The organism is Sporosarcina sp. SAFN-015 (assembly GCF_051966875.1).
Lineage (GTDB): Bacteria > Bacillota > Bacilli > Bacillales_A > Planococcaceae > Sporosarcina.
Genome location: NZ_JBQCKP010000010.1, coordinates 23,419 through 38,096, shown reverse-complemented (window position 1 = coordinate 38,096; position 14,678 = coordinate 23,419). Strand labels below are relative to the sequence as shown.

Genomic DNA, 14,678 nt, shown 5'->3' with positions numbered 1-14,678 from the left:
ACTCCCAAATAACTTTATTTTTTAGGTACTACCTTTGAATTACCGCTGTCATTAATTTCTTGTACAGTTGCTGTAGTGAATGAAACAGTCTTATCAGCTCCATCGGCATAATTTCCTGAAGCGGTGATATTTGTTTTCTTCTGTTCTGTTCTCTTAAACACTTTTCCATCAGTCGCGTTTAATTTACCTAAATCAGACATATATCCATCATTTTTCAAGACTTCTAAGGTTACATCTGTTGCTTTGTCATTTTCCACAAAGTATAGTTCCGCAGCAGAAATTGCATTTAAAGCATCTGCTTTAACGGCCTTGATTCTTGAGTTTTCAATTATGCTTCCAATCGAAGGCACAGCAATCGCTGCAATAATACCCAAAATCACAATTACCGCTAATAACTCGACAAGCGTTAGCCCTTTTTCATTTTTCAAACGTTTTTGTAAAAACTTTTTCATCATGATTCCTCCCTATTCTACCTTATTTTCATTTTCAAATTAAGAATACCAAACTACTAGTAGAAATGAAACTATCAACCTACCTATTTATATAACTTTTCATTTTTCGACAAAATTCGTTACATATTATCTATTTCTGTAAACAGGCTAAACATCGGCAATAGGATCGAAAGCACTATCGTCCCGACCAAACCTGCTAAAAGAACTATCATTAAGGGCTCAATTAATGCTTTAAGCCGATCCGTTGAGGCATCGACTTCTTTTTCATAGAAATCGGCTACTTTACCGAGCATCGCATCAAGTGATCCAGTTTGTTCTCCGATTGCAATCATATGTGGAATTAACGGAGGGAATGCCCAATGACCCGCCATCGGTTCCGTCAACGAGCCGCCTCTTTCCAATGATTGTCTTGATTCACCGACAACCCGCGAAATGACTTCGTTTTCAACTATTTTCTCCGTCATCGACAATGCCTGTAAGATTGGCACGGAACTAGCAAATAATGAACTGAGCGTTCTCGTCAGTGTAGATAGCGCTGACTTTTTCATAAGGTCACCGAAAATCGGAATTCGTAATAAAAATGAATCTAGTATATACTTCCCTTCCTTATTGCTACGCATCATCAATATACCAACAATGATCGCAGCCACCAATAGGATAAAAACATACCAGTAACTGACCATGAAATTACTTGCCTTCAAAACAAACTGCGTCAGCCAAGGGAGTTCTCCACCGACGCTATCGAAAAGGTCGACGAACATCGGGACGACAAAAGTTAATAGGAAAATGACAACGCCAATTGCGACAATACCTACGACTATCGGATAGGACATCGCAGAAATGACTTTTTGCTTTGTCATATGGGCTTTCTCATAATGCTCGGCAAGCCTGTCTAACGAATCGTCGACTGTTCCTGACATTTCCCCCGCTTTGATCATGTTGATGACCAATGGTTCAAATGCCTTCGGGTGTTTCATCAACGTGTCCGATAATGCTCCACCACTACGAAGGTCATCTCCAATAGAAACTAAAATCTTTTGGAAAGGCTTCGATTCGACTTGCAAAGAAAGAATGCGGATCGATTCTACTATCGTGACGCCCGCTCGAAGCAATGTCGAAAATTGGCGGAGAAACATAATGAACTGCGTTCGCTTGATCGGTTTTCCGAGATGGATTTCTTTTGTAAGAACCGTTTCGGCTTGCTCGGTCAAATTAGTGACACGGATTCCTTGGTTCTTTAACTTCAATGCAGCTTCCCGCTTATTCACTGCGACAACAACGCCGGTTCTTTTGGATTTGGCATCTCGACCATCATATTTGAAACGAGCCATCGTTAATCATCACCTTCAATATATGGCAGTGCTGTCTCGTATGAAATAAGTCCACGGTCAAGCAGCTGTCTGACCGAAGTTTCCATCATATGCATCCCCATTGAACGGTTCGTCTGAATGATATTCGGAATTTGATGTACTTTTTCCGAACGGATTAAGTTCGAAATCGCAGAGTTGTTGATCATTAACTCAGTAGCGACTCTCCTACCTTTCCGGTCTACTGTTTGAAAGAGACGTTGCGATAAGACTGCTGTCAAAACGCCAGCCAACTGAACACGTATTTGGGATTGCTGGCCGTGCGGGAAAACGTCGATGATCCGATCAATTGTGGAGGCCGCACTCCAAGTATGGAGCGTCGCAAGAACTAGATGCCCAGTTTCAGCAGCAGTGATGGCGGTTGAAATCGTCTCCAAATCCCTCATCTCCCCGACAAGGATAACGTCGGGATCCTGACGTAAAGAAGCTCGTAATCCGTCAGCAAATGAACTTGTGTCAAAGCCAACTTCTCGTTGGTCAATGATAGATGCTTGATGGGAATGTACATACTCGATCGGGTCTTCAAGAGTGATAATATGTTTACGCATCGTTTCATTCATATAACGGATCATTGCAGCAAGCGTCGTGGACTTTCCAGAACCTGTTGGTCCTGTCACTAATATAAGTCCTTGGGTAGTTTCAGCGAGTGTCTTTAAAGATCCGGGCACTTGCAATTCATCGATTGAAGGAACGATAGTCGGAATTGTCCTGAACGCCAACGAAATCGAACCGCGTTGTTGAAACGCATTCACACGAAAGCGGACGAGATCTTTCAATGTATACGAATAATCAATTTGTCCTTTTTCAAGAAATGTCTTGAATAACTTTTCTGGTATCGTCGTTTTAGCCGCTTCATCGGTAAAAGAATCATCTACTGATATATCACCATAACGCTTTAACTCCCCATGGATCCTGAAGACAGGAGGCACGCCAACCGTCAAATGAATATCGGACGCTTGTAGTTCAAATGCCTTTTTTAATATTGAATTTATTTTTTCATTCATTTCTATACCCCTATTCCAGAAGCGAAACACGCAACACTTCTTCTGTCGTCGTAATGCCCCGTTTCACTTTATCCAATCCATCGTCGATCAAAAATATAGTATGATTCCGCATAGCAATTTCTCGCAGCATTGCCGGAGTTCCATGGTTATTAATTACTTCCCGCATTTCATCATTTATAATAAGCACTTCATGAATGGCGACACGCCCACGATATCCAGTCATATTGCAAGCTGCACAACCAGGTCCACGGACAACCGTTTCAATCTCTTTGCCGCGTTTTGCGAATATCTCTTTTTCACGGTTCGATGCTGGCATTTCCCTGCCGCAATCCCGACAAACACGGCGAATTAGCCGTTGCGCGATAATTGCATTTACTGAAGCTGTTACAAGGAACGGTTCAACGCCCATGTCGATCAATCTCGTGATTGAAGCGATCGAGTCATTCGTATGGATTGTGCTAAGGACGAGGTGACCTGTCAATGATGCTCGAATTGCAATTTCCACCGTTTCACGGTCACGAATTTCACCGACCATAACAATGTCCGGATCTTGTCGTAAAATCGATCGCAATCCATTTGCGAAAGTTAAACCGACTGCAGGATTAACTTGGATTTGATTGATGCCTTCGAGTTGATATTCTACCGGATCTTCAACGGTGATAATATTCACTTCTTCTTGATTCAATCTATTAAGTGCCGCGTATAAAGTGGAAGATTTCCCTGAACCGGTTGGACCGGAAATTAACACAATCCCGTTCGGACGTTCAATTTCCTTCAAGAACCGCTCTAAATTCGTTGGACTAAAACCTAACTTCGTAAGGTCATTCAGCGAGCTGCTCAAATCCAAAATACGCATAACGACTTTCTCGCCAAATACTGTGGGCAATGTCGATACCCTTAGATCGATCGGACGGAAGTCGATTGTTGCCTTAATCCTTCCATCTTGCGGAACACGGTGCTCTGTAATATCAAGGCTCGACATAATTTTAATCCGTGCTGTAAGCATCGCCTGCATATGTTTCGGCAAATATCGTTCGGTCTTTAGCATCCCATCTACTCGGAACCTAATGACGACTTGATGTTCCTGTGGGTCAATATGTATATCACTCGCCTTCTGCGTAATTGCAGAAGACAATAACTGATTGACAAGACGGACAATCGGCGAATCAAGATCCGTCAATTCATCTTGCTGCTCTCTCGTTTCCTCAGGTTGCTCGATGAAAAAGTCTTCCAGCAATTCATCTTCATAATACTTCGATATCGTCCGTAAAATATCGTCTTTTGAGGCAATCGCTGTTTCGATGTGAAAGCCTGTTGACAAACGCAAGTCATCGACAGCCAAATAATCCATAGGGTCGGACATCGCTACAAATAGCCTGTCCCCCTCCGCCTTTAACGGGACAAGTAAATTTCGCTTAGCAAATTCTTTCGGTACTATATTGAACAGCTTTGGATCGAACGGATACCTGAAAAGATTGACGTGCGGAATCCCCAGTTGAAATTCGAGCACCTCGATCAATTGCTGTTCCGTAATATAGCCTCTCTGAAGAAGAGCATCTCCGAGTTTTTGATCTCTTGGCTTTTCTTCCAATGCAGTTTGAAGCTGGAAGTCCGTAATGAGTCCTGATTCAACGAGCAAATCGCCTAAACGTTTCCGTGTTGTCGTCATTTTTATCCCTCTTTCACTTCTTGACGTATATCATTTCCCTGATATCGGAAGACCGCTTTTATCGTAATTAATCTCTTCTTCAGTCGACTCTTCATGGACAGTCCCATCTTCAGTGTCTGAGTTTTGAGAGCCGTTAATATTGTTGGAGTTATTTGAGTCACTTGATTCTATTTCTTCACTGTTGATATTTCCAGGTTCCACGTCCGCAGCAGCAGCTTCACCGTTTTGCGGAAGAGTGGTATTTTCGCTATCTGTACTATCAGTCACCGAAGTATTCCCTTTTGATAATGGATGGATTTCGATTCGATTAATTGGTGCATAAAAATCTTCGGAAATGTCTTCAGTGTCAACAATTTGACCGTCGATAGAAAGTGTCCGTTTAACGATTGCTTCAATGCCCTCTTTTCCATCCTGAGAAACAGTAACTTGTCCATCATCAACGAATGAACTATATTGCCGAACAATTCTTGGTTTATACGTTTCAATATTAGTCGTACTAGGTTCATATTTGTAATAGAGCGGCATGCCTTCGATCGATAGACGGATTGCCCCAGCAGACCAAGCTGTGTGCATAGTGAATTCCGTCTTGTTAGGGTTTGTAAATTGAAAATCAAGTCCTAATGTCTGGTTCATAGCGGCTTCAAAACCTTGTTGGATGTTTGAAGATAAGGACGCACTAATATTACGTTCATCAATCTCAAAATTCGTCTGTAAAACGGCAGTGTAAAGTATAGAAGAAAGTAATGTCATTTCCTCATCCGTAAGTGGTCCAACTTCTTCACTTGTTAACAGCTCCATCATTGAAAACGATGCATATGGCTGAATGATCACTCCATTGAGGGCATTGATTGCTTTAGATAAAGCCGGAGATATCATGTCAATGTTATATTCTGCTGATGCGACTACTTCATTTGGAATTTCATTCGCTAGATAGTCAGTAATATGAACATTTCTAGGCATGATCCCTGTTTGGAGCTCCTTTTCAACTCCTGCAGCAACCGACTTGACTGCATCTTCCGAGAACTGGATGCTTGGTAGCTCTTGACTGAGAACTGTTTTCAATCCATCATGGGAGACACTTGCGATAATCGGATTGTCTTCTCCTGAATTTGCATTAGCTAAGGACATGTCGATATTGAATGAGATTGTTTCAGGTGGAAGTGAAAATTGGATGTCTTGGTAAATTAAGTTCACTTCTAGCTTGGATTGAAGCTCTGAAAAGTCGGATACTAATTTGGATTTGGCTTGCTCGTTTTTTTTGTCAGATATGTTGAATGGCCCTACGTATGTGTGATTTTCAAATTGCTTACCAAATCGAAAATCAGAAGCTAAGGCGACACTTGACATAAAAATCAAAACCACTATAGAAGAAATACCAATAGTTAATGTTTTTTTGTTTAATTGGAACACTTCTCCGAACCCCCTTTACTCATATATCACATCTTCAATAGTGGGTTTATGCCAAGATATCGATTTACCATTTTCCGATTTACACTTTTCCCAAACTTCTTGTTCACTATTTAACTGAATTATTTCTCCTGTGCCTACTTTTTTACCATATGCTACGCTAGCATAGTGAACTAACTTACTTCCTGCATCAATATCTAAGTGTTTATCGACTGTTAGTGAACCAGCCACACACACTAATGAGTTTTTAGAAATATTCAAGTGCCCATTGAAACGTCCCGATCCCCTAATTATTATAGTTGAACCTTCCATGTCCATATTACTTGTTATATTTACAGCTCCGTTTACTCTCATTGTAGTATTCTTGATTCCATTCATATTTTTCGCCTTGAAAGAGTAATCAATATATAGATCTGATCCAGTTAGTTGATTAAAGTTTTTGACGTCAAAACCATCTTTACTAAAAATTATTGAATTTTGCACTGCCAAATTTCCGCTATTGTTTACGAATCCGTCTTCAAAGTAAACAGTTGAATTGGATATTTCTTTATAGTCGCCATTCTTTGATCCTAAACACTTGGTATCTTTCAACTCTCCGCCCTTGCTGCTTTTACAACCCGCGGCATTTACATTATCAGGATAAAGTTTATGCATATTGGGAGGGGACGACATCCCATCTCCACTTGAATTCGATGCTCCACTGAAATCAGGTATAGTAAATGATTGTTCAAATGAAATCTTCTTCTCAGTACCTTTTCCCATTCCCACTGAAGTTCCAGATACCGTTACTGTGTGCCTTTCGGGATACCTTTTCACAGAAGTGGTTTTTAATTTGAAATTATATAGCGTAATATTCTTCTCTAAGGTTAATTCAAGAATTTTCTCTTTCTCTTTAAATATTCGTTCCAGCTCGCTAGTGGTATTTTTTCTAGTTAAATTATAATCAACTACCTTAGCTTTATTATTGGGATTCTCAAGTTGTTTTTTAATATCATTTTGAACAAATGTTTCCAAGTCAGGTATAATGGAAAAGTATAAATTTGAAACATAAGTCTTATAATAGTCTACACCCGCTTCTGCAGCCATTACTGTAAGTTGGCTATCATCCACTTTGAATTCTTGTTTTGCATTTCCAAGTGAACCTCTAATAAAGACAGCTGAAACAGCCATAATGAAGACGACTAAAAAGAGGACTATTAATAATGCGTATCCCTGTTCGTTGTGACTTCTTCGCATTTTTTCACTCCTCCTTCTCCACTTTATATCTAGAGATGACGGTTGAGACACTTACTTCTAATTTGTTATTAACCGGATCAGCAACTACTAGATCCACATTCAAAGAGGAATCTGTTGTTTTCGCTTCAATTTCTTGTTCCGTTGGCAATCCACTAATTTTAAATTCAAATTCCGAAACGATTTTCTTATCTGATTGATTGACAGCTCCCATACAATCTGTCATCCAAATTTCCCCATCTCTCTCCTCCAACTTATATGTATCACATTTCCGGTGAATCTGTTGAAGATTCGTAATTATATAATTAGCCTCCTGTTGCATTCTTAACTTTTTAGTTTCCGTTATATTGTATTTCATGCTTGTAAGTACTGTTGTCCAAATTAACATTATGACAAGTGCGGTCAATAGAAGTACGGCCAATACCTCTACTAGCGTCATTCCTGATTGTCGTGAACTATTGTTATGTTTTTCATTTACTGACTTCAACATAGCCGAAAGTCTCACTGATAACTTTGCCATCTTTTTGAATCGATATATTGACTTCATGCAGACTCAACTCGCCTTCAGCATCCCCAGCTGGCAATGCAGCTTGTTTTTTAACTCTATACTCTACTTCTCCAAATTCACTTTTTTCAGTTCGAATCCAGGTCTCATTTTTATCGATATAACCATTTTCCGAAGTGAAATCACTTAGAGAATATGATGAGTTTCTATAGTTATCTAGAAGCACCCTTGCCTCGTTCATTGCACTCAGCTTGGTCCCAGTCTTCTGATTAAAATTCGTCATCTGCGGAAATATCGTCATAAACCCAATAAAGACGATGCCTAAGATGACTAGAGCAGCCAAGATTTCAACGAGGGTCATCCCTTTTTCGTTTCTTTTATGGCTTTTCATCTGAAACATCGCCTCCCTTATTATGTATCCATTACTTACAGCATACAAAATCCTTTTAAACTAATCAACTAGTCTCTTTCAATAGTAAAAATATCATAGAAAAAGACCGGCATCTGCCAGTCTCAATTCAATATGCCAACATATTCTTCTTCATACACCCCTACCCGATTGCGTCCTGCTTGTTTCCCGCCAATATAAAGCGCCCGGTCGGCGTTCCGCAGCAATTCCTTACCATCTTTTGCATCCATCGGCAATGTTGCTACACCAACACTGATTGTCATTTGAACGATTGCAGGTTTCCTGTCTTCCAAGAGGTCCGGGATAATTTCAAAGCTAGACTCTTCCATCTTTTTTCGAATCATCTCTGCAAATTCCACTGCGTCTTCTTTTTTATAATTTGGCATGACGATTACAAATTCTTCGCCGCCATACCTAGCTAAGGTCATTTCGGGTGTTTGGCAACTCCTCAATAGTGCTGCGAATGCGCAGAGCAGATCATTTCCACTTTGGTGTCCATATGTATCATTGATTGATTTGAAATGATCGATATCTAAAATGATCGTAGACAACGTAGAAATCTCCCCAATATGATAGCGTATCATCTCCTCATCCAGCTTGGACTCCAAGTAACGGAAATTATAAAGACCTGTCAAACCGCATCTCACACTTTTTTCCACTGTTTTTTCATAATATCTTGCCTTATCCACTGCGGTTGCAAAATAGCCTGTTAACAGATCCGCCATCTTTACATGTACATCTTCGAATGCGTACCTTTGTTGCGATGTTAAGATCAGGAAAGCTTCTGTCTTTTGATTTCTCTTAATGGGTGCAGTCATAACACTTTCCACTGATTCGTCAAATGAATATCCTTTCAGTGAGCCGATGTTTTTTTTATTCAAAAATATCCTTGTCACATTTAAGTCCATTCCATCCCCCTCAGAAATCTTTTGAGGAAAAGAAAACTTATTTGGCACTTCACTTTGAAGCTTCCCTTCTTTATGGGAAAGCATGACAAGATTTTCACCCATCCTTAAATCGACGATGTATGCGTTATCATAAGGTATTACGTCATTAATTTTGTCAATGAATGTAACCATAACATCATCGAATCGCAAGCTATCAGCCAGCTGATGACCGATAACCGTTGATGATGATAGTACTTCATTCAATTTATCTGATTTCATATACTTGCTTGAAACAAGTAAAACAATAATAAACGGTACACCTATGAGTAAAAATGCTTCACTGCCAAATTGTTGTAAAAGTAGACAAAACGTAATGGCGAAAGGTAAAAGCAGAATCGAAGAAACATAATCCCACAATACAACTTTCTTCATTCCTGCTGTAGTTATCTTCATCCATCTGAAAAACGTATAAATGACAAGACTATTAACCAATGAATAGGCAGAAGCATAAATGAAGCCTGCCAGTAGAAATGTCCCTAATGACATTTCTTGAAGTGAACCTCCAATAGCATAAAATATCGCGCTACTTATTACAGAAACAATTGCAAAATTAATAGAATTAAATCCAAACCTGAACGCTTTCGGTGTCGAAGACTTCATTGTGTATAGCAATATAAAACTTGTAATTTGCATAAACATCATTTCGGCGACAATGCCATATTGGAAAAACAAAGAGAAGATAACCCATCTCTCCAACGTCATACTTACTTTATCCAATGAAATCGAAGTCATTAATGTCGCAATAAGGATAGCCGAATAAATGACAATTTCTACGTAATTAAGTGATTTCGCCGGAAAGTAGTTGAGGGCAATGTAAAACATTAAAGGAACAACAAGGAGCCACATAATATATACAGCCTTTTTTTGTCTAGCCGTAACTATCAATTCTCATCCCTCTCCCTTCGTCATTTTACATATTCGGCCACTCGGTCTCTACCAGCTTGCTTCGCACCAATGTATAATGCACGATCGGCGTTGCGCAATAAATTCATCGCTTCGTCCGTATCCGTTGGCGCATTTGCAACACCGACACTAGATGTAATCGATACTTTTACCGGATATTTATCATCGCCCAAATCGGGGATGATAGTAAATGCATGTTTTCTAATAAGCAATCTAAGTTGTTCTGCAAAATCGGCTGCTTCGGCTTTTGAAAAGCCGGGTAAAATATAGACAAACTCTTCTCCGCCATACCGACCAATCGTTCCTCGTTCCGGTAAATTCTTTTCCAATAATCTTGCAAATCCATACAAAATATCGTTGCCGCTTTGATGGCCGTATGTGTCGTTCACTTTTTTGAAATGATCAATATCAAGCATGACGACCGATAAGTCATCGATATCTCCCATACGCATCCGTTCCATTTCAAAGTGAAGCTTTTCTTCCAAATACCGATAATTGTACAGCTTCGTCAATGCGCATCTTTCACTTCGTTGCAATGCTTCTTGTACATATCTAGCCTTCTCTAGAGAAACAATATAATAAGAACCGAGCAAATCTAAAATCTTCAGTTGGTAATCGCCAAAAGCACCTTTCCTAGTAGATCCTAATAGAAGAACGCCGTTCGTTTTGTCGTTATGCGCCAATGGTATGCAAAGAACACTCTCCAAATCCTCCAGAACCGAAGTTGTCGCATATTGCTCCCAGTCTTTTCTCTTCGAATAGATGACCGGTTCCTTTTTCTCCAACACCATCCCTGCAATTCCTTCCCCGATTTGGACAGTTTGGTTTGGCCGATCGACAAAATGCCTTCTTTCATACCATTTCTCCAGTTCGAGCCATTGATCATGATTCGTGAAAAGTAATACATAATCTGCTTTGAATAATTCACTCGTCTTCGTAATGAACTGTGTTGTCACCGCTTCTTCGGCCGTCATGACAGAAAGTTCACTTCCGATTTTGCCAGCTATTTTAATATATTCATTTATCTTTTCAGAACGTCCATACAAGCGGATAATCATGATTGTCATAAAAAAAGGAAAACCTAGTAGTAAAAAAGAAGCGTTGCCGACCATGTTCAACATTAAATAAAATGTTAAAGCCAATGGCAAAATGAGAATGAGCGTCGAATACTCAAAAAGCATATCTTTTTTCGTATAAGGACTTTTCGCTCCCTTTATCATAAAATATGTATTCAATAAGCCAATATTTGTAGTTGTATGGACAAGCCTATATATTGACACACCAATTAGAAGTGGCCAAAAGTCCATTGAACCAATTGTGCCACCTACTACGTAAAATGCGCCCGCAGCGACAATTGATAAAATGAACATCATGATGGAATTCAGAAAAAATCGATGTGATTGCTTTTGGTACCTTTTTGTAACAAAAAGGCTTGCGAGAATTGATAACTGCATAACGACCATTTCAATTGCAATTCCATACATGAGGAAAGCAGGTAATGTAACCCACATGACTAAAGTGACAGGTTGTCCATTCCTTTTGATGGGGAATAGCGCAGTTAATAAACCAAAAATAATAAAAAGCATCAAGTGGGCAACATTGATGCTTTCAGGCATCCGAGTTAGAAGGAAATAACCAATTCCGGGTGGAACGATGAGCAACCATGTAATTAAAAGTAAGATTGTAGACCACTTTTTTTCAGACACCGTTCATGCACCCCTTATAAAATATATGAAAACATGCGAAATGATATGGTGTTGTCCAAATTGAAGTAATCATGTCTTATTGAAGAAACTAGTTCAAAAGACTACTAACCAAATAAAGTGACCCTGCGACTATTCTCTTCCTATCATTTCCCTTTCTTAGTATTATAGTATCATCCAAATGTTTTGTCACCCTTTTTCTATTATACTGACAACTGGATAGTAATTCCTCTACAGTGGCAGCTTGCGGATGAGGAAACGTGACGAAAGTGAAGGAAGCCGCAACAGGAATCAACTCATCTATCGTTTTCTTAATATCTTTTGTTTTCAACATGCCGATGACAAAGTCGACTTTCTCTCCAGGAAATTCGGATTTTATCGTCTCGACAAGCATTTTGGCAGCAGCAGGGTTGTGCGCTCCATCGATAAAAACCCCTTCGGCAATTTCTTGGAATCGGTATGGCAGAGTAGCCAGCGACACGCCTTTTGCAAGAAGTTCAACATCCACTTTTAGTCCTACTTGCAGCAGCGCCTCTATTGCTACTCCAGCATTGACAGCTTGATGCGGTCCTTTCATCCTACGTTCACGAATAGGTACCCGAATTGATTCCCCGATAAACTCCTCATCTTTCGTTATGAAATCTTCTCCGTATGCGATAACTTTACTGTTCGTCTCCTTCGCTTTCATTCGAACGACGATCATAGCCTCTTTTGGAAGCGGACCAACGACTACTGACGTATTCTCTTTAATAATCCCTGCCTTATGCTCAGTTATCTCCTCAATCGTTCCTCCAAGAAAACCGATATGGTCAAGGGCGATTGATGTAATAACTGATACGAGCGGCGAAACGACATTCGTGCTGTCGAAACTGCCCCCCATCCCGCATTCGAGCAAGACATAATCAGGAGCTAACCGTTCAAAAGTAAGGAAAGCCGCAACTGTCAACAATTCAAAATCAGTCAACGTTCCGCTTAGATCCGACTCTTTCATTTTGAGAAACGTCTTATCCATCTCTTCCGAACTGATCGGGAGCCCATTTATACGAATTTGGTCATGCACATCTACCAACGCAGGTGACGAGAAGACCCCTGTCGAAAATCCATGCTCTTTTAAGATGGATTCCATGAAAGCAATAGTGGAGCCTTTTCCGTTTGTTCCCGCCACATGAATGACAGGTAGACACTTTTCTGGATTCCCAACCTTTTGAAGTGCTTTACGAATGCTATCAAGCCCCGGTTTTATTTCATCATCACTAATGATGTCAAATCGCTCTTTATATTCATCAAATTTTGGAATCAATTCACTCGCCCCTTATGGTAAAATCAGCTTAGAAATAGTATATCACGGCCGGAGGGAACGAAATGAAAAATTGTTGGGTAATCTATAACGGGAGTTTAACGAGTGATAAATTTCGCGATCAGGCGGACCTTTTACGAGACGCTGCTGAACGGGCAGGCGTCAATGCTACCCTGAAAAAGAACTATGAAGTGCTTATGGCCCTTAATGAAAAGTTGAAAGTCCGACCTGATTTTGTCGTCTTTCTGGACAAAGATATCCTGCTGGCCACATTTTTGAAAAATGCTGGTATCCCTGTCTTTAATGACCCTGAAGTAATTGAGACATGTGATAATAAAGCGAAGCAATACATACAACTGGCAAAGAATGATATTCCAATGCCCGAAACGATTATCGCACCGAAAGTATATCCGAATTTTACGATTGAAGGATCGGGCTATTATGAAATGGTTCTTGAAAAACTAGGCTTGCCTATGATTATCAAAGAAGGCCACGGATCATTCGGCATGAAAGTGTATTTGATTGAAACAGAAGAGCAGTTCTTTTCGAAAGTAGATGAATTGCGTGGAGTCGATTATGTATTTCAGCAGTTCATTGCGACGAGTAGAGGAAGGGATATCCGAGTAAATATTGTTGGCGGTGAAATTGTCGCGGCGATGTATCGTTTATCCGAGACGGATTTCCGAGCAAATATTACAAACGGCGGAGTGGCTAGTATGATTGACCTGACTCCAGAACAGGAGGCACTGGCGATATGCGCGGCAGATGCGGTCGGTGCCGAATTTGCAGGTGTCGATCTATTGTTTGGAGAAAATGAAGCACCACTTGTCTGCGAAGTGAATGCCGCAGCGCATATCCGCAATATTTATAACGTGACGGGCATCAACGTAGCAGACAAGATGATCGAATACATTTTAGGTAAACTTGCATGAAAGGGTATGTTTATTACTCGTTAAAGGAAGCGGAACGGAATCGCGGGTTCATTGATGATTTGATGATTCATGCTTCAAGGATGGATATTGCATTGACGTTGTTAGTAGATGAGGAAGAACCGGACGATGATGCGGATTTTATTTTATTCCGCGACCGAGATCCAGAGCTTTCGAGAAAATGGGAGTCTGCGGGATTCCGAGTGATCAACCGGGGGGAAGTGAACAAAATTGCAAACGATAAGCTGAAGACTTATGAACTAGCTTCGTTGTTAGGGGTTCCTGCAGTTCCAACAAAAAGGGCAAATTCCTTATTAGACATACCCCCTGCCCCTTTTGTGTTGAAAACAATTGATGGACATGGGGGCCGCGAAGTTTTTCTTTGTCATACACAGAATGAGGCAATAGAGTTTTTCGCTCAATTCGAAGGAAGACGGACAATTGTGCAGCCATATATCGAATCGGATTCCACGGACGTCCGTGTTTTCATGCTCGGTAAGGAAGTGTTAGGAGCTGTCAAACGAATTGGAAATGACTCTTTCAAGTCGAATTTTACCCTTGGCGGGACTGTGGAGAAATACACACTTTCGTCCTGGCAAGAAAATGAAGTCCGGAGAATTGCCAAGGCATTAAAAAGCGATTATATCGGCATCGATTTCCTGTTATTGCCGGACGGTGGTTGGATGTTGAATGAAATTGAAGACCCAGTCGGCGCGAGATCGCTGTATATCACCCATGATTTTTCAGTTGCGGAGAAATTGCTGGAGTATGTGAAGAGGAAATTGGAGAGTTTATGATCACTCACGCGGATTTATGATCACTCACGCACATTTATGATCACTCACGCGGATTT

Annotated in this window: 13 protein-coding genes; 2 read left to right on the top strand and 11 right to left on the bottom strand. The window is 40.4% G+C overall.

Annotated features, from left to right (window positions below; genetic code table 11):
- Positions 1-14: 14 nt before the first annotated feature.
- From ACTHPA_RS15870 to ACTHPA_RS15820, 11 genes are all read right to left on the bottom strand, one after another.
- A complete protein-coding gene (locus tag ACTHPA_RS15870) occupies positions 15-452 on the bottom strand; it encodes a competence type IV pilus major pilin ComGC (RefSeq protein ID WP_440501575.1) in 438 nt (145 codons plus the stop codon).
- A 119-nt stretch (positions 453-571) separates the two neighbouring features.
- Positions 572-1,783: a type II secretion system F family protein gene (locus ACTHPA_RS15865; protein ID WP_440501573.1), complete on the bottom strand. Its 1,212-nt coding sequence runs from the start codon at positions 1,781-1,783 to the stop codon at positions 572-574.
- A gap of 2 nt (positions 1,784-1,785) precedes the next feature.
- Positions 1,786-2,823 carry a type IV pilus twitching motility protein PilT gene (locus ACTHPA_RS15860; RefSeq protein WP_440501571.1) on the bottom strand — a complete coding sequence of 346 codons (1,038 nt, stop codon included), beginning with the start codon at positions 2,821-2,823 and terminating at the stop codon, positions 1,786-1,788.
- A gap of 10 nt (positions 2,824-2,833) precedes the next feature.
- Positions 2,834-4,492 (bottom strand): GspE/PulE family protein, encoded by a 1,659-nt coding sequence (locus ACTHPA_RS15855; protein WP_440501570.1) that lies wholly within the window; start codon positions 4,490-4,492, stop codon positions 2,834-2,836.
- Positions 4,493-4,522: 30 nt separating this feature from the next.
- Entirely contained in the window at positions 4,523-5,902 is a 1,380-nt protein-coding gene (locus ACTHPA_RS15850) for a VanW family protein (RefSeq protein WP_440501569.1), read from the bottom strand.
- 15 nt (positions 5,903-5,917) lie between these two features.
- Positions 5,918-7,135: a hypothetical protein gene (locus ACTHPA_RS15845; protein WP_440501567.1), complete on the bottom strand. Its 1,218-nt coding sequence runs from the start codon at positions 7,133-7,135 to the stop codon at positions 5,918-5,920.
- 4 nt (positions 7,136-7,139) lie between these two features.
- Complete coding sequence (locus ACTHPA_RS15840; RefSeq protein ID WP_440501565.1) at positions 7,140-7,622, bottom strand: prepilin-type N-terminal cleavage/methylation domain-containing protein; 483 nt, start codon at positions 7,620-7,622, stop codon at positions 7,140-7,142.
- Complete coding sequence (locus ACTHPA_RS15835; protein ID WP_440501564.1) at positions 7,603-8,028, bottom strand: type II secretion system protein; 426 nt, start codon at positions 8,026-8,028, stop codon at positions 7,603-7,605. The genes ACTHPA_RS15840 and ACTHPA_RS15835 overlap by 20 nt, the downstream gene beginning before the upstream one ends.
- A gap of 122 nt (positions 8,029-8,150) precedes the next feature.
- The gene (locus ACTHPA_RS15830; protein WP_440501562.1) at positions 8,151-9,878 is read right to left on the bottom strand and encodes a GGDEF domain-containing protein; all 1,728 of its coding nucleotides are present in this window, start codon (positions 9,876-9,878) and stop codon (positions 8,151-8,153) included.
- A gap of 20 nt (positions 9,879-9,898) precedes the next feature.
- On the bottom strand, positions 9,899-11,602 hold the full coding sequence (locus tag ACTHPA_RS15825; protein ID WP_440501560.1) for a sensor domain-containing diguanylate cyclase: 1,704 nt from the start codon (positions 11,600-11,602) through the stop codon (positions 9,899-9,901).
- 88 nt (positions 11,603-11,690) lie between these two features.
- Positions 11,691-12,899 carry a bifunctional folylpolyglutamate synthase/dihydrofolate synthase gene (locus tag ACTHPA_RS15820; RefSeq protein ID WP_440501558.1) on the bottom strand — a complete coding sequence of 403 codons (1,209 nt, stop codon included), beginning with the start codon at positions 12,897-12,899 and terminating at the stop codon, positions 11,691-11,693.
- A 62-nt stretch (positions 12,900-12,961) separates the two neighbouring features.
- Between ACTHPA_RS15820 and ACTHPA_RS15815 the strand changes: the two genes are divergently transcribed.
- Together ACTHPA_RS15815 and ACTHPA_RS15810 are read left to right on the top strand one after the other, a co-directional pair.
- Positions 12,962-13,828: an ATP-grasp domain-containing protein gene (locus ACTHPA_RS15815; RefSeq protein ID WP_440501556.1), complete on the top strand. Its 867-nt coding sequence runs from the start codon at positions 12,962-12,964 to the stop codon at positions 13,826-13,828.
- The gene (locus ACTHPA_RS15810; RefSeq protein ID WP_440501554.1) at positions 13,825-14,622 is read left to right on the top strand and encodes an ATP-grasp domain-containing protein; all 798 of its coding nucleotides are present in this window, start codon (positions 13,825-13,827) and stop codon (positions 14,620-14,622) included. Before ACTHPA_RS15815 ends, ACTHPA_RS15810 begins: the two co-directional genes overlap by 4 nt.
- The last annotated feature ends 56 nt before the right edge of the window (positions 14,623-14,678 follow it).

Excerpts from the sequence above, each read along its gene's own strand:
- ACTHPA_RS15840 (WP_440501565.1), bottom strand. The coding sequence starts at position 7,622 with ATGTTGAAGTCAGTAAATGAAAAACATAACAATAGTTCACGACAATCA.
- ACTHPA_RS15855 (WP_440501570.1), bottom strand. The coding sequence starts at position 4,492 with ATGACGACAACACGGAAACGTTTAGGCGATTTGCTCGTTGAATCAGGA.
- ACTHPA_RS15865 (WP_440501573.1), bottom strand. The coding sequence starts at position 1,783 with ATGGCTCGTTTCAAATATGATGGTCGAGATGCCAAATCCAAAAGAACC.
- ACTHPA_RS15845 (WP_440501567.1), bottom strand. The coding sequence starts at position 7,135 with ATGCGAAGAAGTCACAACGAACAGGGATACGCATTATTAATAGTCCTC.
- ACTHPA_RS15860 (WP_440501571.1), bottom strand. The coding sequence starts at position 2,823 with ATGAATGAAAAAATAAATTCAATATTAAAAAAGGCATTTGAACTACAA.
- ACTHPA_RS15810 (WP_440501554.1), top strand. The coding sequence starts at position 13,825 with ATGAAAGGGTATGTTTATTACTCGTTAAAGGAAGCGGAACGGAATCGC.
- ACTHPA_RS15815 (WP_440501556.1), top strand. The coding sequence starts at position 12,962 with ATGAAAAATTGTTGGGTAATCTATAACGGGAGTTTAACGAGTGATAAA.
- ACTHPA_RS15870 (WP_440501575.1), bottom strand. The coding sequence starts at position 452 with ATGAAAAAGTTTTTACAAAAACGTTTGAAAAATGAAAAAGGGCTAACG.
- ACTHPA_RS15835 (WP_440501564.1), bottom strand. The coding sequence starts at position 8,028 with ATGAAAAGCCATAAAAGAAACGAAAAAGGGATGACCCTCGTTGAAATC.